Below are 21,315 nucleotides of genomic sequence, written 5' to 3' on the forward strand. Positions count from 1 at the left end.
CATGGCGGCCCCGCGCGGCGTCTCGCCGGTCCTGGTGACGGGAGCGGCGGGCTTCATCGGCCTTCACGTGGTCGAGCGCTTGCTGGCGCGGGGCGAGACGGTGATCGGGGTCGACAACTTCAACGCCTATTACGATCCGGCGCTGAAGACGGCGCGGGCCGCGCGGCTCGAGGCGCGACCGGACTTCACGATGGTCCGGATGGACATCGCCGATCACGCGGCCCTCGCGGCCCTGGCCAAGACCGCCGGCGTGGGGCGGGTGATCCACCTGGCGGCCCAGGCGGGCGTGCGTCACTCGATCGAAAATCCGTTCGCCTACGAGCGCAGCAATCTCGCCGGCCACCTGTCGGTGCTGGAGGCCTGCCGGCACGCCGGCGTCGAACACCTGGTCTATGCCAGTTCGTCCAGCGTCTATGGCGACCGGCCGCTGAACGGCGACGGCTTCCGCGAGACCGATCCGGCCGAGAGCCCCGTCTCGCTTTACGCCGCCACCAAGCGGTCGTGCGAACTGCTGAGCCAGAGCTACGCGCGGCTCTATGGCTTCCCGCAGTCGGGCCTTCGGTTCTTCACCGTCTACGGGCCCTGGGGGCGGCCGGACATGGCCTATTACGGCTTCACCGAGAAGATGCTGCGCGGCGAGCCGATCGAGGTCTATGGCGAGGGCCGCATGGCCCGCGACTTCACCTATGTCGACGATATCGTCGATGGCGTCCTGGGCGTGCTCGACCACCCGCCCCCGGCGGGCGGGCACGAGCTCTACAATATCGGCGACAACGATCCGGTCGGCCTGATGGACATGATCAACACCCTGGAGGCCGCCCTGGGGCTCAAGGCCGTCAAGGTGTTCCGGCCCATGCAGCCGGGCGACGTCACGGCCACCTTCGCCAATATCGACAAGCTCCAGGCGCTCTGCGGCTATCGACCGAAGGTCAAGCTGGCCGAGGGCCTCAAGCGCTTCGTCGCGTGGCGACGAGCCTACGCGGGCTGAGCGGCGGCCCGCTTCGACAGCTGGTGTTCGCGCCAGGAGATGAACAAGGTCGAGGCCACCACGATCACCGCGCCGATCACCGTGGCCCGGCGCGGGACCTCGTGGAACAGTAGGAAGCCCGCGCCGACCGCGAAGACGAGGCGCGTATAGTCGATCGGGGCCATCACGGCCGCCTCGCCCGCCTCCATGCCCTTGATATAGGCGCCTTGGGTCAGGGTGCCGATCACCCCCATGGCGGCCAGCAGGCCAAGATCGGGCCAGCTTGGCCACTTCCAGACGAACAGCGCGGGCGGAATGGCGAACACCAGGCCCAGCACGGCGGCGTAGACCAGCAGCACGAACGGGCTGTGGTCGCGGGTCATCACCTTCATGCCGGTGATGGTCAGGGCGAACAGGAAGGCCGAGGCCAGGGCGCAGGCCTGCGGCCAGCCGATCCAGGCCCCCACCCCGCCCGCGCCTGGCCGCAGCATGATCAGGACGCCGATAAAGCCGACCAGCGCCGCGCCGATCCGCAACGGTCCGATCGGCTCGCGCAGCACGAAGGCGGCGAGCGGGACGAGCCACAGGGTGCGGGTGAACGACAGCGCGTTGGCGTCGGCCAGCGGCAGCTTCTGATAGGCGTAGAAGCCCATGATCAGCGCCAGCACCCCCGCGCTGGACCGGAAGATCAGGATCCCCGGGCGCGTCGTGCGGAACGCGGCCTTCCAGTCGCGCGCGATCAGCGGCAACAGCACCAGAACGCCCGCGAGCTGGCGGTAGAAGGTCTGCAGCGCGGCGGGATAGCCGGGTCCCAGGAACTTGATCAGCGTGGTCATGGCCGTGAAGCCCACGGCCGAGGCCAGCATCCAGAGCGCGCCGCGCAGATTGGGCGTCAGGCTCACCCCGCCCCGCCGGCCGCGATCAGCTGCGCCCGCATCGCCTCGGCCTGCTCCGGGGTGACGCCCATCGCGGCGAGGATCGGCGAGGGCGTATCCTTGTCCCAGGCCGAGCGCGGGCCGATCGTGATGCCCCCGTCGACCACGATGTGGGTTCCCGTCACGAACCGCGAGTCGTCGCTGGCCAGATACAGCGCCGCGGCGGCGATGTCCTCGGGCAGGCCGGACTTGGGGATCGGCTGGATCTTCGGGCCGATCGAGGCGATCTGGGCGGCCATCTGATCGGCGACCTCGCGCGGCAGGCCCATCGAGGCCCCGAAGATCGAGGTGGCGATCAGGCCGGGACAGATGGCGTTGACGCGGATCTTCAACGGCGACAACTCCGCCGCGGCGCAGCGGCTCATATGGACCACCGCGGCCTTGGCGGCCGAATAGGCCAGCGGGCCGAAGCCCGCCTGCAGGCCGGCGATCGAGGCGGTGTTGATGATCGAGCCGCCGCCGCGCTTCAGCATCAGCGGCAGGGCGTGCTTCATGCCGAGGGCCGGGCCGCGCACCAGCAGGGCGAAGGTCTTGTCCCAGCCGTCGGTCGTGAGTTCGGCGACGCCCGCGGGCGTGCCCCCGTGGCCGGCGTTGTTGAACAGGATATCCAGACACCCGAAGCTCGCCTCGGCCAGCGCCATGGTCCTGGCGAGATCGTCCTCGGCGGTGACGTCGCAGCGGGAGAAGCGAACCTGGTCGGGGAAACGCCGTTCCAGCATCTCGCCCTTCTCGGCCTGGAGGTCGGCGGCGACGACCCGCGCGCCCTCGGCCACGAACAGTTCGACGGCGCCCAGGCCGATGCCCGAGCAGCCTCCGGTGATGACGGCGACCTTGCCGTCCAGACGTCCGACCATCAGAATTCCTCCGCGCCCCCGACCTCTCTCGGGTCGGTGATCAATGATCATATTCGCGGAGCGGGGCGGGCTTGGCTAGAGGTCTCGCCCCGGAAATCGCTCAGGCGGGGCGGCGGATCAACGGTTCCAGCCGCCGTCCCAGATGACTGACGGCCAGCCAGAGCATGCAGGGCAGAAGGAAGACGGCCCAGGCCACGCCGAGCCCGACGAGGCCCAGCCCCGCGACCGCGCGGTGCGCGAAGCCGGAGCGCTCCTTGGCCTCCAGCGTCATGACGCGAACATCCAGGCCCATCAGCCCCCAAGCCCCTCTGCGAAGACGACCATGACGATCTGGCCGAACGCGGCCCCCACCCGAGTCGTCATCCTCACCGCGCCGCTTCGTTGCGAGCGCGCATTTGCTCCCAGCGCGCGGTTTCCGCCGTCCGCGGGTCGCTCGTCGGCGGCCGCCGCGACAGCGCGCGAACAAGGTCGCCGCAAGCCGGACCGATCAGCGACCAGGGCTCGACGCAGTAGCGCCAGAACAGACGCTGCGGATCGGACATCAGCCGGAACAGCCATTCCATCCCGAGCGGTCCCATCCAGCGCGGCGCGGCCTTCTGGACCCCCGCCTCGTAGTCGAAGGCGCCGCCGACGGTGAAGGTCACGGCCGGCCCGTAGGCCGCGTGGTTCTCCAGCGTCCAGATCTCCTGGCGCGGCATGCCCATGCCGACCAGGACGATGTCCGGCTGGTAGCGGCGGATCGCGTCGACCACCGCTTCGTTCTCCGCCGAACCTGGCGCGACGTCGAAATAGCCGTGGTGGCTGGCGATGCGGGCCGCCGGCCAGTCCTGGCGAATTTGTTCGATCGCCTTTTCCGCCACGCCCGGCGCGCCGCCGACGAAGAAGACCTTCCAGTTCTTCTGCACGGCCAGGGTCCAGAAGGCGTCGCGCCAGTCCAGATAGGTGCAGCGGTGGAAACGCCGACTGGCGCGGCCGACCAGGCGCGCCCAGAAGATCAGCGGCACGGAATCGACCTCGATCAGATCGGCCGCCTGGTAGAAGGCGCTGATCTGGTGGTTCTTGCCGATCAGATACAGGCTGTGGAGGTTGTGATTGGCGACGATGGCGCTCTGGCGCGCGGCCAGCTTTCCCGTCACGAAATGGAAAACCTCTTCCGGGCGCACTAGGTCCATGGTTCCGCCCAGCACGCGGACACGCTCCTCCGGCCGCCGCGTCAGGCGGTAGGGCCGGCGCGGCGCGGCGGGGGCCGCGTCGCCGGGCCCGCTCTGGTCGAGGGGGGCGAACATGTCCGCAGAGTCTCCTAGTCTCGGAGACAGTGTGCGGACATGTCGTTTTTCCTTCGCTAAGAAGGATACTTAGCGCGGCTTAACCACGTCTCGGCCGGGCCTCAGGCGTCGATCGTGATGACCACCTTGCCCATCGCCTTACGGCTGGAGAGGTGGGCGATCGCCTCGCCGGCGCGCGCCAGCGGGAAACGTTCGGAGACATAAGGCCGGATCTTGCCCTCGGCGTACAGCGCCATCAGCTCCCGGAGGTTCTGGGCGTGACCCTTGGGGTCGCGCGCCACCGCCGCGCCCCAGAACACGCCGACGATGTCGCAGGATTTCAGCAGCGTCAGGTTCAGCGGGATCTTCGGGATGCCCGACGGGAAGCCGATCACCAGGAAGCGGCCGTTCCAGCCGGCGGCGCGGATCGTGGCTTCGGAATAGTCGCCGCCGACCGCGTCATAGGCGACGTCCCAGCCGTTGGGACCGCAGGCGCCCTTGATCAGATCCGCCAGCGCCTTCTGGCCGTCCTTGTCGAACGGGCCGCGCGGATAAACGACGCCGCTGTCGGCGCCGTGCTTGATCGCGAGATCGACCTTCTCCTGGCTCGACGCGGCGGCGATGACGCGCGCGCCCATGGCCTTGCCCAGCTCGACGGCGGCGAGGCCGACGCCGCCCGCCGCGCCCAGCACCAGCAGGGTTTCGCCGGCCTTCAACACGCCGCGTTCCTTCAGCGCGTAGTAGGAGGTGCCATAGGTCAGAACGAAGGCGGCCGCTTCATCGAAGGGCATGGCGTCGGGGATCGGGGTGCAGCGCCACTCCTCAAGGGCGAGCTTTTCGGCGTAGCCGCCCCAACCGGTCGAGGCGAGAACGCGGTCGCCGACCTTGAACCGGGTCACGCCCTCGCCGACGGCCGAGATCACGCCCGAAACCTCGCCGCCCGGCGCGAACGGCCGCGGCGGCTTGAACTGGTACTTGTCCTCGATGATCAGGACGTCGGGATAGTTCACCCCGCAGGCCTTCACGTCGATCAGCACCTGACCGGGGCCGGCGACGGGATCGGGCAGGTCCTCCAGCACCAAGGTCTCGGGGCCGCCGACTTCCTTGCTGAGCACCGCCTTCATGTCGCCTCTCCCGGGAGCGTTTGTTATGACGCGCGGGACGCTAGCGCAGGCGGTCCGAGCGGGAAAGCAGAATGTCAAACAAATGTTTTAGCCTGGCGCTGCACGGCGGCGCGGGCGCCAAGCCCGGCCATGACTACGCGGCCGAGATCGCGCACATGCGGGGCCTGGTCGAGGCTGGGCGCGACCGCCTGGCGGCCGGCGCCGCGGCCCTGGACGTCGCCGTCGAGACCGTGGTCGCCTTGGAAGCCAGCGGCCTCTACATCGCCGGTCGCGGCGCCTCGCCCAACGCCGACGGCGCCTACGAGTTGGACGCCAGCCTGATGTGCGGCGCCACCGCCCGCGCCGGGTCGGTCGCGGCGCTGCAAGGCTTCAAGAGCCCGATCCTGGCCGCTCGCGCGGTCATGGAGCGGACGCCGCACGTCATGCTGGCCGGCCAGGGGGCGATCGACTTCGCGCGCGAACAGGGCCTGGAGACCGTCGACGACCCCGAGCGCTGGTTCACCCGGGCCGGAGCGTTCGAGGACAATCATCCTCCCGAGGCCTTGCCCACCGGAACGGTCGGGTGCGTCGTCCGCGACGCCGAAGGCCGTCTGGCCGCCGCGACCTCGACGGCCGGCGTGTTCGGCAAGATGCCGGGCCGGGTCGGCGACAGCCCGATCATCGGCGCGGGGGCCTGGGCCGACGGCCACGCGGCGGTGTCGTGCACCGGTCAGGGCGAGTATTTCATCCGCACCGCCGTCGCGGCGCAGATCGCTCACCGGGCGCGTTTCGGCGGCGAAAGGCTGGAAGACGCCGCGCGGGCGGCGATCGCCGGCGTCGCGGCGCTCGGGGGCCATGGCGGGTTGATCGCCGTCGATCGCGACGGCGAGGTCGCGATGCCTTTCTTCTCAAGCGGTCTCAAGCGCGCGGCGCTGCTGCGCGACGGGACCATCCTGAGCCAGGCCTTCTAGCCGCGCGCCTCCTCGGCGGCCATCGCGCGCACGAGGTCGAGGATCTGGCGGCGGACCCGCCCGTTGGCGATGCGCGGAAAGATTTCGGCCAGCTCCACGCCCTCCGAGGTCTGCAGGAATTGCTGCAGGATCTGACTGGACCGGGCGGACTCATCGCCGAGGGCCCCATCGTCGAGCGGATCGGGCAGGCCGTCGAAGAAATAGGAGACGTTGACGTTCAGAACCTCGGCGATCTGGAACAGCTTGCTGGCGCTGACCCGATTGGTGCCGCGCTCGTATTTCTGCACCTGCTGGAACGTCAGGCCCAGGCTGTCGGCCAGCTGGTCCTGGCTCACGCCCAGCAACTTGCGACGCATCCGAACCCGCCCGCCGACATGCGCGTCGACGGCGTTGGAGCGTCTTCCCTCGGTGGTCTCGTGGCCCATGTCGTCCTTCGCCTTCCCGCGATGCGTCCATCGGTGGCTATTCGCGAAACTCGCTCAAAGGTTACTGAACGCGATCGAGCATTCCACGCCGCAATCTGTAGACGACGACGCCGAGGCCTATCCGCCACATCGCTCGCGCCACGCGCGGTCTTTCACGCGCCCTAGCGGCGCGGCCTGACAGCGTTTATACGCCCGCGCATGTTTGAAGGCCTCTCCCCCCTCGCCCGCGACGCCCGCGCCTGGCCCTTCGAGCAGGCGCGCGCCACCATCGCCCGCGTCCTGCGCGTGCGCCTCCCCGACCGCGCCGACCAGGACGCCGCCAAGGCGCTGATCGACGCCAGCAAGGCGGACGAGGCGGTGAAAGCCTATCCGGCCCTGGCCAAGGCGGTGATCTTCGAGACCGGTTACGGGCCGTCGGGCCTGCCGCACCTGGGCACCTTCGGCGAGGTGGCCCGCACGACGATGGTGCGCCAAGCCTTCCGCGCGCTGGTCGACGACCATATCCCCACGCGCCTGATCGCCTTCAGCGACGACATGGACGGCCTGCGCAAGGTTCCCGACAACATCGAGAACAAGCAGCCGCTGATCGAGGACCTGGGCAAGCCGCTCACCGTCGTCCGCGACCCGTTCGGCACCCACGACAGCTTCGGCGCTCACAACAACGCCCGTCTGCGCGCGTTCCTGGACGGCTTCGGGTTCGAATACGAGTTCGTCTCGTCGACCGAATGCTACAAGGGCGGCCTGTTCGACGCGACGCTGCTGATCGCCCTGGAACGCTTCGACGCCATCCAGAAGGTGATGCTGCCGACCCTGGGCGAGGAGCGCCGCGCGACCTATTCGCCGTTCCTGCCGATCAGCCCGTCGACGGGCAAGGTGCTGCAGGTCCCCACCCTCGAACGCAACGTCGAGAAGGGCACGATCGTCTTCGAGGACGAGGACGGCGCCAAGGTCGAGGTCCCGGTCACCGGCGGCCACGTGAAGATGCAGTGGAAGCCCGACTGGGCCATGCGCTGGACCGCGCTGGGCGTCGACTACGAGATGTCGGGCAAGGACCTGATCGACTCGGTGAAGGCCTCGGGCGCGATCTGCAAGGCGCTGGGCGGGACGCCGCCGGAGGGCTTCAACTACGAGCTCTTCCTGGACGAAAACAACCAGAAGATTTCCAAGTCCAAGGGCAACGGCCTCTCCATGGAGGACTGGCTGCGGTACGGCGCGCCCGAGAGCCTGTCCTACTACATGTTCCAGAGCCCCAAGTCGGCCAAGAAGCTCTATTTCGACGTCATCCCCAAGGCGACCGACGAATATCTGCAGCAGCTGGACGCCTATCCGCGCCAGGAGCCGACCAAGCAGCTGGACAACCCCGTCTGGCACATCCATTCGGGCCGTCCGCCGCAATACGGCTCGCCGGTGTCGTTCAGCCTGATGCTGAACCTGGTGTCGGCCGCCGACGCCTCGACCAAGGAAATTCTCTGGGGCTTCCTGTCGCGCTACATCCCCGGCGCCACGCCGGACAGCCAGCCGCTGCTGGATCGCCTGGCCGGCTACGCGATCAACTATTACGAGGACTTCGTGAAGCCCTCGAAGGTTTTCCGCGCGCCCAGCGACCAGGAGCGCGCGGCGATGCTGGACCTGCTGGCCAAGCTGAAGGCCCTGCCGTCCGGAACCCAGGACGCCGAGCTGATCCAGAACGAGGTGTTCGAGGTCGGCAAGACCCACGGCTTCGACCCGCTGCGGGCCTGGTTCCAGGCGCTCTACGAGGTGCTGCTGGGCCAGAGCCAGGGCCCACGCTTCGGTTCATTCGCGGCGATCTTCGGCATCGACCGGACGGTGGCGCTGATCGAGGAGAAGTTGGGCTAGAAGCCCTTTACAGCCCTCGGCTGATCCTGGAACATCGCGCCGCGGACGTGCTGGTGCGGGGGTGTCCTTGATCGTCTTGTTCGCGGCCGCCGCCATGGCGCATGCGCCGCTCGCGCCCTCGGAGATCAAGGCCTGCCTGGGCGTCGAGGAGGCCTATGCCGATTGGGCCGCGATCGCCCAGGCGAAGGCCTCGCTACCGGCCGACGCCTGGAAGGACGCTTGTCGCCAGGCGCGAGACGCCAACGCGCGGCGGCTGTCTGTCACCAAGGCCATCCGCGAGACGGGCGTTTCGCCCTTGAAAGCGTTTGAGCGCAGCGCGCAATGGATCGTGAAGGCCAACACGGCGTCCGACCCCGATGTCGCCAGACTCTTTCGCTTGGCCTTTGAGGCGGAGCTTCCACGCGTCAGCGGCAGCCGATCAAGAACGCCCATCACGGCGGGTCTCTCGCCGACGGCCTTAGCCCTCTATGATAGTCTAGCCGCCGTCGATGGCGTTGCGGCTGACGCCACAAATCGTGAGTGGCTGGGCGAAACCGTAGCGCGCAAGGGCTGGTTCACCATAGACCGCTACGGCGGCGACGCGGATCGCGCGGCTTGGCTGATCGTCCAACACTCGGACGCGGACTTGGCGTTCAAGCGTCGGATGATCACGCTGATCGAGCCCTTGACCCTCACCGGTCAGAGCCGCAAGGAAGCGTTTCCCTCGATGTACGACCGCTGGGCCGCCGCCGCCCACGAACCGCAGCGTTTTGGTCTGCAAGGATCCTGTAAATCCAAGGGCGTGTGGGAGCCTCTGCCGATCGAAGACCCCGAACACATCGACGAGCGCCGTCGTAAGTTCGGCATCGAGAAGAGCTTCGCCGACGAGGTGAAGGCGAACGGCGCCCGCTGCCCCTAGCAGGCGAATCCGCGCGACCTGCGACACCATGTCCTTGAAAATGAACGATGTCTGAATTGGGCATTAAGGGTATGCCCACGTTTTGGAGTCTAGGGTCGAACCCTCAGAACCAGGATTAGTCTTCAAGGTTAGCCCCATGGCTTCGTTCACTCTGCGCCCCACCGATCGTCAGGAATTCGACTCGCTGCTCGGCGGCATCGTCCAGCAGTTCCCCGACGCCCAGGTCGAGGCCGCGCATAACGACACGTGGAACTCCTATCGCGTCGACGTCTCGTGCGCGGATCCGGCGGCGGGCCCGCTGATCGCCTGGCTGCTCGACAGCCACGCCAACTGCCCCCGCACCTGATCTCCCTCGGGCGGCCTACTGGCTGACCCAGACGATCCGCGCGATCCAGGCGACCTCGTCCCGCGACAGCAGGCGAGGCTCGCCGGCGCCGGCGAGATCCAGAAGCTCGACGGTTCGGGCCGTCACGCGCCCCAGTTCCCGCACCAGCACCTCCCCGCCGTTCGTGCGCGCCACGACGCGATCGCCCCTGCGCGGCTCCTCGGTCGGCGAAACCAGCAGGCGGTCGCCGTCGCGATAGACCGGCGCGAGCGCCTGGCCGGCGACCTCGAGGGCGAACAGACCCTCGCCAAGGTCGGGCGCGGCGACCTCGTCCCAGCCCTCGCCGACAGGCATCCCCGCCGCGTCGAAAAAGCCCTCCTGGCCGGCCTGGGCCAGGCCGATCAGCGGCGCGCCGCGCACCGGCGAGGCCCGCGCCGACGCCTGCTCGGTCAGGGCGGCGAACTCCGAGAAATTGACGCCCGTGGCCTCGAGCAGCTTGGCCAGGCTCTCGGTCGACGGCCAGCGCGCGTGGCCGCCGCCGTCCGAGGACCCGCGCTTGGAACGATTGAAGGCGGTGGGATCCAGGCCGGCCATCCGGGCCATGGCCGAAGGCGTCATCGCGAAGCGCTCGGCCAGGGCGTCGATCGCGCGCCAGATCTCGCCGTGAGACAGGGTCGCCATGCGGGCGCTCTCCTCTCGAAGTCGGCCTTCGGCGCGAAAACTACGACTCCCCGCCTAGGAAAGTAAACCTATCCGCCGAGCGCAGATTGACGTTTACGTAAGCGTTGACGGCGGCGCGGGATCGGCGTTAGGGTGATCGACGATAACTAAGCGGCCCGGCCGCGGTAGCCTGGCCCTCTTTCTGGGAGGTTTCCATCCATGGCCGACCTGCGACGCCCCGAGCGGACCTTTACGATCCGCCAGCTCTGCAACGAATTCAAAGCCACGCCCCGCGCCCTGCGCTTCTATGAGGACAAGGGCCTGCTGAACCCCGCCCGCGAAGGGCTGAACCGCGTCTATTCCCACAAGGACCGCGTCCGCCTGCAACTGATCCTGCGCGGCAAGCGCGTGGGGCTGTCGCTGTCGGAGATCCGCGAGCTGCTGGATCTCTATGACGAGAACGACGAGGGCGCGGCGCAGATGGCCCGCTCGCTGAAGAAGTTCCGCGAACGCGCCACGGCGCTGGAGCAGCAGCGCGACGACATCGACAACGCCCTGATCGAGCTGCGCGAGGCCTGCAACCGCCTCGAACGCCGGCTCGCCGAAATCCGCCCCGACCTGCTGCCCCGCGCGGCCGACTACGAGCAGGTGCTGCGCGCCCGCCTCGACGGTCACGCCGAAGCGATGTTGGGCAAGTAAGACTGGTCAAATCGCCGGCTTCGGACCTCCCCGTCCGGACCGGCGTTGGCCTTCAGCCTCCCTCCCGATCCCAACCCGGACCGTTTCATGACCTATCAGCCGCCCGTTCGCGATCACGCCTTCATCCTGCGCGACGTGCTCAATATCGATCAGCACGGCGACCTGCCGGGCTTCTCGGACGCGCCGTTCGACGTGGTCGAACAGATCCTGGACGCCGCCGCCCAGTTCACCGGCGAGGTGCTGGCGCCGCTGAACGTCGTGGGCGACAAGACGGGCTGCAAGCTGGATCCCGCGACCAACGTCGTCACCACCCCGCCGGGCTTCAAGGACGCCTATAAGCAGCTGTGCGAAGGCGGTTGGACGGGCCTGGGCTCGGATCCGGCCTATGGCGGCCAGGGCCTGCCGCACGTCGTGAACCTGGCCTTCAGCGAGATGTCCAGCTCGGCCAACATGGCCTTCTCCATGTATCCGGGCCTGGCCCATGGCGCCTATTCGGCCATCCACACGGGCGGCACGGACGAGCAGAAGCAGACGTATCTGCCGAAGATGGTGACCGGCGAATGGACGGGCACCATGAACCTGACCGAGCCGCACTGCGGCACGGATCTTGGTCTGCTGCGCACCAAGGCCGTCCCGCAGGCGGACGGGACCTATCGCATCTCCGGCCAGAAGATCTGGATCTCGGCCGGCGAGCACGACATGGCCGACAACATCGTTCACCTGGTCCTGGCCCGCATCGAGGGCGCTCCGGCCGGCGTGAAGGGCATCAGCCTGTTCATCGTGCCGAAGTTCTTCCCGAACCCGGACGGCTCGGTCGGCGCCCGCAACGAAGGCGTCAAGTGCGTGGGCCTGGAAGAGAAGATGGGCATCCACGGCAACGCCACCTGCGTCATGCAGTACGACGACGCGGTCGGCTATCTGATCGGCGAGGAAAACGCCGGCCTGAAGATCATGTTCGTGATGATGAACGAGGCGCGCCTGGGCGTCGGCATGCAGGGCGTGGCCCAAGGCGAGGCCGCCTACCAGGCCGCCGTCGCCTTCGCCAAGGACCGCCTGCAGGGCCGCTCGCTCACGGGGCCCAAGAACGCCGACGGTCCGGCCGATCCGATCATCGTCCATCCCGACGTGCGCCGCATGCTGCTGGAGAGCAAGGCCCTGATCGAGGGCGGCCGCGCCTTCCTGTTCTGGACCGCCCTGCACGGCGACCTGTCGCACGTCCATCCGGACGAGAAGGTCCGCGAGAAGTCGGCCGACTATATGGGCCTGATGACGCCGGTGCTGAAAGGCTACCTGACCGACAAGGGCTTCCAGGTCTGCTCGAACGCGGTGCAGGTGCACGGCGGCAGCGGCTTCACCGAGCACTTCCCGGTCAGCCAGTTCATGCGCGACTGCCGCATCGCCCTGATCTACGAGGGCACCAACGGCGTTCAGGCCCTGGACCTGGTCGGCCGTAAGCTGGCGGCCAAGGGCGGCCGGGCGGTTATGACCTTCTTCCAGGAGATCGACCAGTTCATCGGCGAGAACGACGCCGACGAGGCGATCAAGCCGTTCATGGACGCCCTGGCCGGGGTGAAGGCCCAGCTGCAGGACGGGACCATGTGGCTGATGCAGAACGGCCTGCAGAACCCCGACAACGCCGGCGCGGCCTCGACCGACTACATGCACCTCTTCGGCCTGACGGGCCTGGCCTACATGTGGGCCCTGATGGCCAAGGCGGCGAACGCCAAGATCGCCGCCGGTTCGTCCGACCCGTTCTACACGACCAAGCTGACGACCGGCCGTTATTTCATCGAACGCATCTTGCCTGACGCTGCGTCGCATCTGGCCAAGCTGAAGACCGGTTCGGCGACCCTGATGGCGCTGCCCGCGGAGGCTTTCTGATCATGAGCGTGCTCAACGTTGAAAAGCCGGCCTTCATGGCCGACGAGGACATCGCGATCTTCGAGGACGCGGTGGGCAAGTTCTTCGACGAGCACGCGCCTGAAGAGACCGTGGCCCGGTGGCGCAAAAACCATTGCGTCGACCGCGACATGTGGACCAAGGCGGGAGAGGCCGGCCTGCTCGGCCTCTCCACGCCCGAAGCGTACGGCGGGGCCGGCGGCGACTATCGGCACGAGGTCGTGCTGATGGAGCAACTGGGCCTGAAGGGCGTCGACGGCTTCGGCATCAGCCTGCACAACGCGATCATCATGCCCTATGTCGTCCACTACGGGACGGATGAGCAGAAGCGCCGTTGGCTTCCCAAGATGGCGACCGGCGAGCTGGTCGGCGCCATCGCCATGACCGAGCCCGGCGCCGGGTCCGATCTTCAGGGGGTGAAGACCACCGCCAAGAAGGTCGGCAACCACTACGTCATCAACGGCTCCAAGACCTTCATCACCAACGGCCAGACCGCCAACTTCATCATCGTCGTGGCCAAGACGGACCCCACGGCCGGCGCGCGCGGCACGTCCCTGCTGATCGTCGAGACCGACGAGGTCGAGGGCTTCGAGCGCGGCCGCAACCTCGACAAGCTGGGCCAGGAGGCCCAGGACACCTCGGAGCTGTTCTTCAACGACGTGAAGATCCCGACCGAGAACCTGCTCGGAACCGACGAAGGCCAAGGCTTCTTCCAGCTGATGGGCCAGCTGCCGCAGGAGCGCCTGAACATCGCCGTCCAGGGCATGGCGACCATCGAGCGGGCGCTGGAGCTGACCATCGCCTATGTCAAGGACCGCAAGGCGTTCGGCAAGGCGATCATCGACTTCCAGAACACCCAGTTCGTCCTGGCCGAGTGCAAGACCGAGGCGACCGTGGCCCGCGTCTTCGTCAACCACTGCATCGAACAGCACCTGGCCGGCAAGCTCGACGCGGCCACCGCCTCGATGGCCAAGTACTGGGTCTCGGACCTGGAGAACAAGATCGTCGACCGCTGCCTGCAGCTCTTCGGCGGCTACGGCTTCATGAACGAGTATCCGATCGCGCGCATGTACAAGGACAGCCGCATCCAGCGCATCTACGGCGGCACCAACGAGATCATGAAACTCCTGATCGCGAGGACGCTGTGATCGCCCTGCCCCTGATCGCCCTGCTGGCCGGCCCCGCCGCCGCGACGCCGGCGGCCCAAGACGCGCGCGCGGCCGTGGTCTGCGTGCGCGCCGCGCCCGGTCCCCGTCCCCTGACCTTTTCCGGCGAGCTGGTGGGCAAGCGCCCGCAGCCCGGCGCCTTCAAGCTGCCCCTGACGCCGCCGGGCAAGGACATCTGCAACACGCTGCTGCGCTCCAAGATCGCCGAGTGGAAGCTGGAGGTGACCACCTCGGGCTTCACGCCATGCGAACTGCCGCCGCCGGAGTTCGGCTCGCGTCTCTATTACCGCGCCAAGGCCGCCGCCAGCGGCCTGAAGTGCGAGCCCATCGGCAAGTATCCGATCGGCGACTGGAAACCCTAAAGGACGCGCCGACCTCACGGCGCGCCAAGACACGAACACCGCTTCGCAGGAAGGAGCCACCCCATGGCTGACGCTTACATCTTCGACGCCGTGCGCACGCCGCGCGGCAAGGGCAAGAAGGACGGGTCTCTGCACGAGATCACGTCGCTGTCCCTGGCCACCCAGGTCCTGGAAGCCATCCGCGACCGCAACAACCTCGACACCAAGTATGTCGACGACGTCGTGCTGGGCTGCGTCGCCCCGGTGGGCGAGCAGGGCAGCGACATCGCCCGCACCGCCGTCCTGACCGCCGACTACGCCGAGAGCGTCGCCGGCGTGCAAATCAACCGCTTCTGCGCCTCGGGCCTGGAAGCGGTGAACATGGCCGCCGCCAAGGTCGCCTCGGGCGAGGCCAGCCTCGCCATCGGCGGCGGCGTCGAGAGCATGAGCCGCGTGCCCATGGGCAGCGACGGCGGCGCCTGGCCGACCGACCCGTCCTCGGCCTTCAAGACCTATTTCGCTCCCCAGGGCGTCTCGGCCGACCTGATCGCCTCGCTGTATGGCTTCTCGCGCGACGACGTCGACGCCTACGCCGTGGAGAGCCAGAAGCGCGCGGCGGCCGCCTGGGCCGACGGCCGCTTCAAGAAGTCGGTCGTGCCAGTCAAGGACCAGCTGGGCCTGACCATCCTCGATCATGACGAGACCGTGCGCGGCTCGACCACCATGCAGACCCTGGCCTCGCTGAACCCGTCGTTCACCGGCATGGGCGAGATGGCCTTCGACGCGGTGGTCACCCAGCGCTATCCGCAGGTCGAGAAGGTCAACCACGTCCACCACGCCGGCAACAGCTCGGGCATCGTCGACGGCGCGGCCGGCGTCCTGATCGGCACCAAGGAGATGGGCGAAGCGCTCGGCCTGAAGGCTCGCGCCCGCATCAAGGGCGCCGCCTCGATCGGCTCGGAGCCCTCGATCATGCTGACCGGCCCGTCGCTGGTCACCGAGAAGCTGCTGAAGAAGCTGGGCATGGAGGTCAAGGACATCGACCTCTACGAACTGAACGAAGCCTTCGCGGCCGTGGTCCTGCGCATGATGCAGGCGCTGGATATCCCGCACGAGAAGATGAACGTGAACGGCGGCGCCATCGCCATGGGCCACCCGCTGGGCGCCACCGGCGCGATGATCCTGGGCACCATGGTCGACGAGCTGGAGCGCTCCGACAAGGAAACCGCCCTGATCACCCTGTGCGTCGGCGCCGGCATGGGCACCGCCACGGTCATCGAACGCGTCTAACGGAAACCCATGCTCCCCCGTTTGGGGGAGCTGTCGCGGAGCGACTGAGGGGGCCTGCTCGGCAAAGGCCGCGCTACCCCTCCGGTCCTCCGGACCACCTCCCCCGGAGGGGGAGGAGCTGGAGAATGAACATGGAAAACTTCAAGATCGAGGTCGATTCCGACGGCGTGGCCCTCGTCACCTTCGACGTGCCCGGCCGTTCGATGAACACCCTGACCGCTTCGGTCATCAAGGAAATCGGCGAGGTGGTCGAGACCATCAAGTCGGACGCGGCCATCAAGGGCGCGGTCATCACCTCGGGCAAGGCCAGCGGCTTCTGCGCCGGCGCCGACCTCGGCGAACTGGGCGGCTCCGGCGGCCTGGGCGGCGGCGCGGGCGGCGAAGCGGGCCTGAAGGCCGCTTTCGAGGCCGGCTTCGCGCTGAACAAGGCGTTCCGCGCCCTGGAGACCTGCGGCAAGCCGGTCGCCGCGGCCATCAACGGCTTGGCCATGGGCGGTGGCCTGGAGATCACCCTGGCCTGCCACTATCGCGTGGTCGCCGACAACCCGAAGATCCAGCTGGCTTTGCCGGAAGCCAAGGTCGGCCTGCTGCCGGGCGCCGGCGGCACCCAGCGCCTGCCGCGCCTGATGGGTGTGATGGCCGCCGCGCCGTACCTCTTGGAAGGCAAGTCGATGAAGCCGGCCGAGGCCCTGGCCAACAAGGTCGTGCACGAGGTCGTCCCGGCCGATCAGGTCGTCGAGGCCGCCAAGACCTGGGTCAAGACCAAGGGCGACCCGGTCGCGCCGTGGGACAAGAAGGACTTCAAGCTGCCCGGCGGCGGTCCCTACACCCCGACCGGCAGCCAGGTCTTCGTGATGGGCAACGCCATGCTGCGCAAGCAGACCTACGGCAACTACCCGGCTCAGCTGAACATCCTGAAGGCGGTCTATGAAGGCACGCAGGTGCCGTTCGACGCGGCCATCCGCATCGAGACCCGCTACTTCCTGAAGACGATGATGACGCCCCAGGCCAAGGGCATGATCCGCACCCTGTTCCTGTCCCTGCAGGAGCTGGGCAAGGGCTCGGGCCGCCCGGCCAATGTCCCGCCGTCGGAGGCCAAGAAGGTCGCCGTGCTCGGCGCCGGCATGATGGGCGCGGGCATCGCCTATGTCCAAGCCATGGCCGGCATCGAGACGGTGCTGATCGACCAGTCGCAAGAAGCCGCCGAGAAGGGCAAGGCCTATGCCGAGGCCCTGCTCAAGAAGGCCGTCTCTCGCGGCAAGATGACCCAGGAAAAGGCCGACGGCGTCCTGGCCCTGATCACCCCGACCACCGACTATGATCACGTCAAGGGCAGCGACCTGGTCATCGAGGCGGTGTTCGAAAACCGCGAGATCAAGGCCGAGGTGACCAAGAAGGCCGAGGCCCAGCTGGCCGAGACCGCCATCTTCGGCTCCAACACCTCGACCCTGCCGATCACCGGCCTCTCCAAGGCGTCGGTGCGCCCGAAGAACTTCATCGGCATCCACTTCTTCTCGCCGGTCGACAAGATGGGCCTCGTCGAGATCATCATGGGCGAGGAGACGTCCGACGAGGCCCTGGCCAAGTCGATCGACTACGTCCTGAAGATCAAGAAGACGCCGATCGTCGTGAACGACTCGCGCGGCTTCTACACCTCGCGCTGCTTCGGCACCTTCGTGCAGGAAGGCCTGGAAATGCTGGCCGACGGCATCGCGCCGGCGATCATCGACAATGTCGGCCGCGCCACGGGCATGCCGCGCGGTCCGCTGGAGATGAACGACGACGTCGCCCTGGACCTTGGCTACAAGGTCACCCAGCAGACCAAGAAGGATCTCGGCGACAAGTTCGAGGACCGTCCGTTCGCGCCGATCATCGAGAAGATGGTCGTCGAGCTGCAGCGCTTTGGCCGCAAGAACGGCAAGGGCTTCTACGACTATCCGGAGAATGGCCCCAAGACCCTGTGGAGGGGCCTTTCGGACCTCGCCCCGGTGAAGATCGCCGACGCCGACCAGGCGCTGATCCAGGAGATCCGCACCCGGCTCCTGTACCGCCAGGCCGTCGAGGCCGCCCGCTGCTTCGAGGAAGGCGTGATCACCGACCCGCGCGAAGCCGATGTCGGCGCGATCCTCGGCTGGGGCTTCGCGCCCTGGACGGGCGGTCCGATCAGCCTGATCGACGGCGTGGGCGCCAAGGCGTTCGTGGAAACCTGCGACCAGCTGGCCCAGAAGTACGGCAAGCGCTTCTCGCCCCCCGCTCTGCTGCGCGAGATGGCCGAGAAGGGCGAAACCTTCTACGGCCGCTTCGGCGCCAAGGCCAAGGCGGCGGCGTAAAGCATCGACGCGCGCGATAAAGGAAGGGCCCGGCGGCGACGCCGGGCCCTTTTCGTTGGCGGGGCTTAGAGCCTGTCTGTTTCGAATGGAAGCATTCGAAACAGACAGGCTCGATTTCGAACATTTAGAGCGTGCTAGCCGCCGAAACCGCTCTCACTTTCGGCTATCACGCTCTAGGACCGGCTGACGTCCATTCCCAGGGTCGGCCCGATGCCGTCGGGATGGTCGCCGAAATAGCGCCCCTCGGCCCGCCGTCGCGCGACGTCCTCCAGGCGGCGGCGCAGGTCGGCGTCGAGGACGAGGGCTGGGGCGTCCTCGGCGGCTTCGTCCTCGTCCCCCGGGATGGACGCGGCGATGACCTGGCGCAGGCGTTCCCCGAACAGCGCATCCTCGGGCGAACCGGCTTCCGGCGGCCGGTCCAGAAAGGCCAGGACGTCCTCGAGCGCGGTTTCGGCGTCGACCTGATCGTTCATCGGCAATCTCCTTGCCTTCTCGAACGGCGCCGCGCCGGCCAAGGTTCCGACGGGGCCTCAGGGCGAATGGTTGGACGCGTCGATATCGGTCCGCGAGTCGAACAGGATCCGAGGCTTGCGCGCGGCGCGGCGACTTTCGTCCAGATCGTTCGGCAGGGACGGGCGAAGCGCGTCCTTATAGAGGCCGATGCGATCGAGCGGCAGCCGCGCGATCGGCGCGAGATCCGGCGAACTCCGCCGATCGGCGGCCGGAGAAAAATCGAAACCGGCCGGATTTTTCAGTCCGGGGTCGGTCGCGTAGACGCGGTTGCTGGAGAGGTCCAGCGCGACCGTCTTGGCGATATCGAAGGGCTTGATCGCGGCGATGATGATATTGTCCCGGATCACGTCGCCGGTCGGCGGTCCCCCGCTCCGCTCCAGCACGCTCAGCACGGGCTTGTAGCGGGTGGACCACGGCGGCTTCGACACGTCGACCTGCTTGAGGAAACGACCCAGGTGCGGCGCGCTCGGGCCATAGCCTCGGCTGACGCCGCGATCGTCCAAGTGAACGCCGAGGCGACAGTCGACGACGAGATTGCCCGTGACCAGGTTGGCGTGTCCGCCGCCGATGAACGGCCCGCTGGCCAGCCGGAAGAAGATGTTCTCCTCGACGGTGTGGCCGGACGCGCCGTCGTCGATATAGACGCCGTTCGCGCCCGGCGAGCTGTGGATGAGGTTGTGTCTGACGACATTGCCCAGGCCCGCCCAGTCGCCGTTGGTGTAGATCCCGCCCAGATCTCCGCTGTCGAGGCCCACATGGTGGATCTCGTTGAGCTCGATCAGGTGATCGTTGCCTTGATAGACGACGCCCGCGTTCGGCGCGTCGTGGATCAGATTGTTGCGTATGCGCTGACCCACGCCGCCCACGACGATCGCCGGGGAAATTCGCGCTTCCTCGCCGACGAAGGCGATATGGTTGTTCTCGACAACGACCTGGCCCGGCGTCAAAGCCTTGCGGTCGCCCGCGACGACCCGGATCCCGGACTGGCCGACGTGCTCGAAGTCGCACGCCCGGATCGTGTGTCCTCGACCGCCCGCGACATCCACGCCGATCCCGCCGACGTTTCTCAAGCACAAACCCAGCAAGGCGACCTGTTCGCCGCCCTCGATCCGCACGGCCCCGGCGCTGCCGCCCTCGATCCGGAAGCCGTTGAGCGTCACGCGGGCGACATCGGTCAACTGGACGATCGGGCGGTCCAGCAGACTTACGCGCAGGCCCTCGAGCCCCCGCGTCTCGGATGGCCAGAGAAGAAGCGCGCGCCGCGCGTGGTCATAGCACCAGTCGCCGGGCGCGCTGATCTCTTCCGGCAGATTGAAGGCGTAGTAGGGTTCCTTGCCGTCGCCGCGCCGCGTTCCGTTGACCAGCGGCGTGTATTTGGACCCGATGCCCTGGCTCACCGGGCTGGCCAAGGTGATGACGCGGTTGACCTCGTCGACCGCCGCGACCTTCACCGACTGGGCCACGAAGGGCACGCGCCAGAAGCCCGTCAGCCAGAGCGCCCCGCTCCGCGCCGCCGTCTTCCAGGCGGCCGGGTGATCGCCGCGATAGCGGAACGTTCCGCCGCGCGGCGGCGAGATGCCGCTGTCCAAGACCTCGGCGATCGTGGCGTAACCCTCTCGGGGCCAGCGCGCCAAGGGCAGCTTTCGGTCGTCCTGGATCAGACTGAACAGCCCGCCATTATCCTCGAACACCGCCGGAAGCGGCGGCGGCAGGGCCGCGCCGGTCTTCGCCAGATCGAAGCGGACCACGTGGGCTCTCGCCTCGGGGCGGAGCCGGGCGATCAGATCGGGGTCCCTGACCGGCCGAGCGGCCCTGGGGTCCAGCGCGACGCCGCCGAACAGCCGAACCTCCGCGCCGGGCGAGGCCTGATAGGTGATCGGCGCGTCCGGCGTTCCGCTGTCCTCGGCGCTAAGGCGGAAGGGTTCGTTCATCCAGTAGGTTCCGGCCCCTATCGAGACCAGGACCGGACCTCGGAGAGCGCCCTTGGCCCGCAGCGCCCGGAGGCGATCCCGAGCGCCCGCCAAGGATCGAAGCGGGCGCGCGCTGTCGCCCACGGCGGAATCGTCTCCGTCCGGGGCGACGTGCAAAACGATCGCCGGGGCGGGGGACCTCGCGCGCGCCGTCCCGGGCAAGGCCAGCCCCGCGCCCATCAATCCAAGACCGGCCGCGACGAAGCGCCTTGTCCTCATGTCCTCGATCCCACGCCTTGCACGACGCCTGTTTCCGTCGGTCGGAGATCGATGTTACCGGTACTGCGGAGGAAAGCCCAAGCTCCGTTTTGGAGACCCGGCGGGCTGGACTTGATCATAGGCGAGGAGGGAAACATGCGTATGGGTTTGGCGTCGGGCGTGGCGCTGCTGGCGGTCACGGCCACGGGAGCCGCGATGGCTCAGGCGCTGCCGCAGAACCTGGTCTATCTGGACCGCGACAAGGATGGCGCGATCACCCAGGCCGAATGGACCTCCGGCAAGCCCGGAACCTTCAAGAAGCTCGACCTCGACAAGGACGGCGTCGTCACGCGGGAGGAGGCGGCGAAGGTCTATGCCGAGATGACGCCGGCCGATCCCGCCATGGCGGAGAAGCGCACGGGCTGGATCATGCGCGCGGACGCGAACGGCGACGGCAAGGTCACCCTAGACGAGCTGACGGCCGACAGCGTCGCGGAATTCAAGAAGAAGGATCGTAACGCGGACGGCGTGATCGACGGACACGACGTCCAAGGCTGATCGCGCCCTTTCGAGGCGTCGGCCCGCCGCCTGGCTGCTCCGGCGCGGTGCGATCAAGGTCTCGGGCGAGCCTGTCATCAGTGTGTCACGC

At 67.9% G+C, this 21,315-nt stretch carries 21 protein-coding genes; 12 read left to right on the top strand and 9 right to left on the bottom strand.

Translation table 11 applies throughout. From position 1 onward, the window contains the following. Nucleotide 1 precedes the first annotated feature (1 nt). The gene (locus Q0V34_RS08470; RefSeq protein ID WP_297510566.1) at nt 2-988 is read left to right on the top strand and encodes an SDR family NAD(P)-dependent oxidoreductase; all 987 of its coding nucleotides are present in this window, start codon (nt 2-4) and stop codon (nt 986-988) included. Here Q0V34_RS08470 and Q0V34_RS08475 read toward each other — a convergent pair. The 5 genes from Q0V34_RS08475 to Q0V34_RS08495 form a co-directional block, all read right to left on the bottom strand. Continuing rightward, on the bottom strand, nt 976-1,869 hold the full coding sequence (locus Q0V34_RS08475) for a DMT family transporter (RefSeq protein WP_297510569.1): 894 nt from the start codon (nt 1,867-1,869) through the stop codon (nt 976-978). The genes Q0V34_RS08470 and Q0V34_RS08475 overlap by 13 nt on opposite strands. Next, nucleotides 1,866-2,756 (bottom strand): SDR family NAD(P)-dependent oxidoreductase, encoded by an 891-nt coding sequence (locus Q0V34_RS08480; RefSeq protein WP_297510572.1) that lies wholly within the window; start codon nt 2,754-2,756, stop codon nt 1,866-1,868. The genes Q0V34_RS08475 and Q0V34_RS08480 overlap by 4 nt, the downstream gene beginning before the upstream one ends. A 100-nt stretch (nt 2,757-2,856) precedes the next feature. Continuing rightward, nucleotides 2,857-3,048 (bottom strand): hypothetical protein, encoded by a 192-nt coding sequence (locus Q0V34_RS08485; protein WP_297510575.1) that lies wholly within the window; start codon nt 3,046-3,048, stop codon nt 2,857-2,859. A 73-nt stretch (nt 3,049-3,121) separates the two neighbouring features. Then, the gene (locus Q0V34_RS08490) at nt 3,122-4,042 is read right to left on the bottom strand and encodes a WecB/TagA/CpsF family glycosyltransferase (protein WP_297510578.1); all 921 of its coding nucleotides are present in this window, start codon (nt 4,040-4,042) and stop codon (nt 3,122-3,124) included. A gap of 101 nt (nt 4,043-4,143) precedes the next feature. Beyond that, complete coding sequence (locus Q0V34_RS08495; RefSeq protein WP_297510581.1) at nt 4,144-5,145, bottom strand: NADPH:quinone oxidoreductase family protein; 1,002 nt, start codon at nt 5,143-5,145, stop codon at nt 4,144-4,146. A 71-nt stretch (nt 5,146-5,216) separates the two neighbouring features. Here Q0V34_RS08495 and Q0V34_RS08500 point away from each other — a divergent pair, with 71 nt between their 5' ends. After that, a complete protein-coding gene (locus Q0V34_RS08500) occupies nt 5,217-6,095 on the top strand; it encodes an isoaspartyl peptidase/L-asparaginase (RefSeq protein WP_297510584.1) in 879 nt (292 codons plus the stop codon). On the opposite strand, the gene Q0V34_RS08505 is transcribed toward Q0V34_RS08500, so the two are convergent. Further along, complete coding sequence (locus tag Q0V34_RS08505; protein ID WP_297510587.1) at nt 6,092-6,520, bottom strand: helix-turn-helix domain-containing protein; 429 nt, start codon at nt 6,518-6,520, stop codon at nt 6,092-6,094. The genes Q0V34_RS08500 and Q0V34_RS08505 overlap by 4 nt on opposite strands. A 198-nt stretch (nt 6,521-6,718) precedes the next feature. Between Q0V34_RS08505 and Q0V34_RS08510 the strand changes: the two genes are divergently transcribed. The 3 genes from Q0V34_RS08510 to Q0V34_RS08520 all read left to right on the top strand — a co-directional run bounded on the left by Q0V34_RS08510 (nt 6,719) and on the right by Q0V34_RS08520 (nt 9,621). Next, nucleotides 6,719-8,377 carry a lysine--tRNA ligase gene (locus Q0V34_RS08510; RefSeq protein ID WP_297510590.1) on the top strand — a complete coding sequence of 553 codons (1,659 nt, stop codon included), beginning with the start codon at nt 6,719-6,721 and terminating at the stop codon, nt 8,375-8,377. Nucleotides 8,378-8,444: 67 nt separating this feature from the next. Next, nucleotides 8,445-9,275 carry a DUF6624 domain-containing protein gene (locus Q0V34_RS08515; protein WP_297510593.1) on the top strand — a complete coding sequence of 277 codons (831 nt, stop codon included), beginning with the start codon at nt 8,445-8,447 and terminating at the stop codon, nt 9,273-9,275. A 136-nt stretch (nt 9,276-9,411) separates the two neighbouring features. Further along, a complete protein-coding gene (locus tag Q0V34_RS08520) occupies nt 9,412-9,621 on the top strand; it encodes a hypothetical protein (protein ID WP_297510596.1) in 210 nt (69 codons plus the stop codon). A 15-nt stretch (nt 9,622-9,636) separates the two neighbouring features. Here the strand turns inward: Q0V34_RS08520 and Q0V34_RS08525 are convergent, their stop codons facing one another. After that, complete coding sequence (locus Q0V34_RS08525) at nt 9,637-10,281, bottom strand: helix-turn-helix transcriptional regulator (RefSeq protein ID WP_297510599.1); 645 nt, start codon at nt 10,279-10,281, stop codon at nt 9,637-9,639. Between the two features lie 198 nt (nt 10,282-10,479). Here Q0V34_RS08525 and Q0V34_RS08530 point away from each other — a divergent pair, with 198 nt between their 5' ends. The 6 genes from Q0V34_RS08530 (at nt 10,480) to Q0V34_RS08555 (ending at nt 17,985) form a co-directional block, all read left to right on the top strand. Beyond that, nucleotides 10,480-10,959: a MerR family DNA-binding transcriptional regulator gene (locus Q0V34_RS08530; RefSeq protein WP_297510602.1), complete on the top strand. Its 480-nt coding sequence runs from the start codon at nt 10,480-10,482 to the stop codon at nt 10,957-10,959. Nucleotides 10,960-11,046: 87 nt separating this feature from the next. Then, on the top strand, nt 11,047-12,840 hold the full coding sequence (locus tag Q0V34_RS08535) for an acyl-CoA dehydrogenase C-terminal domain-containing protein (protein ID WP_297510606.1): 1,794 nt from the start codon (nt 11,047-11,049) through the stop codon (nt 12,838-12,840). 2 nt (nt 12,841-12,842) lie between these two features. Further along, a complete protein-coding gene (locus tag Q0V34_RS08540) occupies nt 12,843-14,006 on the top strand; it encodes an acyl-CoA dehydrogenase family protein (RefSeq protein ID WP_297510609.1) in 1,164 nt (387 codons plus the stop codon). Continuing rightward, nucleotides 14,003-14,386 (top strand): hypothetical protein, encoded by a 384-nt coding sequence (locus Q0V34_RS08545; RefSeq protein ID WP_297510611.1) that lies wholly within the window; start codon nt 14,003-14,005, stop codon nt 14,384-14,386. Before Q0V34_RS08540 ends, Q0V34_RS08545 begins: the two co-directional genes overlap by 4 nt. Before the next feature lie 63 nt (nt 14,387-14,449). Continuing rightward, nucleotides 14,450-15,655, top strand: coding sequence for an acetyl-CoA C-acetyltransferase (locus tag Q0V34_RS08550; protein ID WP_297510614.1), 1,206 nt, complete (start codon nt 14,450-14,452; stop codon nt 15,653-15,655). A 131-nt stretch (nt 15,656-15,786) separates the two neighbouring features. Next, complete coding sequence (locus Q0V34_RS08555; protein ID WP_297510674.1) at nt 15,787-17,985, top strand: 3-hydroxyacyl-CoA dehydrogenase NAD-binding domain-containing protein; 2,199 nt, start codon at nt 15,787-15,789, stop codon at nt 17,983-17,985. A gap of 173 nt (nt 17,986-18,158) precedes the next feature. Here Q0V34_RS08555 and Q0V34_RS08560 read toward each other — a convergent pair whose 3' ends face one another. Together Q0V34_RS08560 and Q0V34_RS08565 are read right to left on the bottom strand one after the other, a co-directional pair. Then, on the bottom strand, nt 18,159-18,458 hold the full coding sequence (locus Q0V34_RS08560; RefSeq protein WP_297510617.1) for a hypothetical protein: 300 nt from the start codon (nt 18,456-18,458) through the stop codon (nt 18,159-18,161). Between the two features lie 57 nt (nt 18,459-18,515). Further along, complete coding sequence (locus Q0V34_RS08565) at nt 18,516-20,429, bottom strand: right-handed parallel beta-helix repeat-containing protein (RefSeq protein WP_297510620.1); 1,914 nt, start codon at nt 20,427-20,429, stop codon at nt 18,516-18,518. A 393-nt stretch (nt 20,430-20,822) separates the two neighbouring features. Between Q0V34_RS08565 and Q0V34_RS08570 the strand changes: the two genes are divergently transcribed. Beyond that, nucleotides 20,823-21,224, top strand: a complete 402-nt coding sequence (locus Q0V34_RS08570; RefSeq protein ID WP_297510623.1) for a hypothetical protein — start codon at nt 20,823-20,825, stop codon at nt 21,222-21,224. Nucleotides 21,225-21,315 lie beyond the last annotated feature (91 nt).

Origin of the sequence: uncultured Caulobacter sp., from assembly GCF_947036865.1 — a bacterium.
In the GTDB taxonomy this organism is placed as follows: Bacteria; Pseudomonadota; Alphaproteobacteria; order Caulobacterales; family Caulobacteraceae; genus Caulobacter.

What these genes read in the sequence shown, in the direction of transcription:
- Q0V34_RS08485 (WP_297510575.1), bottom strand. Translation starts at nt 3,048, where the DNA reads ATGGGCCTGGATGTTCGCGTCATGACGCTGGAGGCCAAGGAGCGCTCC.
- Q0V34_RS08525 (WP_297510599.1), bottom strand. Translation starts at nt 10,281, where the DNA reads ATGGCGACCCTGTCTCACGGCGAGATCTGGCGCGCGATCGACGCCCTG.
- Q0V34_RS08520 (WP_297510596.1), top strand. Translation starts at nt 9,412, where the DNA reads ATGGCTTCGTTCACTCTGCGCCCCACCGATCGTCAGGAATTCGACTCG.
- Q0V34_RS08540 (WP_297510609.1), top strand. Translation starts at nt 12,843, where the DNA reads ATGAGCGTGCTCAACGTTGAAAAGCCGGCCTTCATGGCCGACGAGGAC.
- Q0V34_RS08505 (WP_297510587.1), bottom strand. Translation starts at nt 6,520, where the DNA reads ATGGGCCACGAGACCACCGAGGGAAGACGCTCCAACGCCGTCGACGCG.
- Q0V34_RS08510 (WP_297510590.1), top strand. Translation starts at nt 6,719, where the DNA reads ATGTTTGAAGGCCTCTCCCCCCTCGCCCGCGACGCCCGCGCCTGGCCC.
- Q0V34_RS08470 (WP_297510566.1), top strand. Translation starts at nt 2, where the DNA reads ATGGCGGCCCCGCGCGGCGTCTCGCCGGTCCTGGTGACGGGAGCGGCG.
- Q0V34_RS08490 (WP_297510578.1), bottom strand. Translation starts at nt 4,042, where the DNA reads ATGTTCGCCCCCCTCGACCAGAGCGGGCCCGGCGACGCGGCCCCCGCC.
- Q0V34_RS08500 (WP_297510584.1), top strand. Translation starts at nt 5,217, where the DNA reads ATGTCAAACAAATGTTTTAGCCTGGCGCTGCACGGCGGCGCGGGCGCC.
- Q0V34_RS08570 (WP_297510623.1), top strand. Translation starts at nt 20,823, where the DNA reads ATGCGTATGGGTTTGGCGTCGGGCGTGGCGCTGCTGGCGGTCACGGCC.
- Q0V34_RS08555 (WP_297510674.1), top strand. Translation starts at nt 15,787, where the DNA reads ATGGAAAACTTCAAGATCGAGGTCGATTCCGACGGCGTGGCCCTCGTC.
- Q0V34_RS08530 (WP_297510602.1), top strand. Translation starts at nt 10,480, where the DNA reads ATGGCCGACCTGCGACGCCCCGAGCGGACCTTTACGATCCGCCAGCTC.
- Q0V34_RS08495 (WP_297510581.1), bottom strand. Translation starts at nt 5,145, where the DNA reads ATGAAGGCGGTGCTCAGCAAGGAAGTCGGCGGCCCCGAGACCTTGGTG.
- Q0V34_RS08560 (WP_297510617.1), bottom strand. Translation starts at nt 18,458, where the DNA reads ATGAACGATCAGGTCGACGCCGAAACCGCGCTCGAGGACGTCCTGGCC.
- Q0V34_RS08535 (WP_297510606.1), top strand. Translation starts at nt 11,047, where the DNA reads ATGACCTATCAGCCGCCCGTTCGCGATCACGCCTTCATCCTGCGCGAC.
- Q0V34_RS08550 (WP_297510614.1), top strand. Translation starts at nt 14,450, where the DNA reads ATGGCTGACGCTTACATCTTCGACGCCGTGCGCACGCCGCGCGGCAAG.
- Q0V34_RS08565 (WP_297510620.1), bottom strand. Translation starts at nt 20,429, where the DNA reads ATGAACGAACCCTTCCGCCTTAGCGCCGAGGACAGCGGAACGCCGGAC.
- Q0V34_RS08480 (WP_297510572.1), bottom strand. Translation starts at nt 2,756, where the DNA reads ATGGTCGGACGTCTGGACGGCAAGGTCGCCGTCATCACCGGAGGCTGC.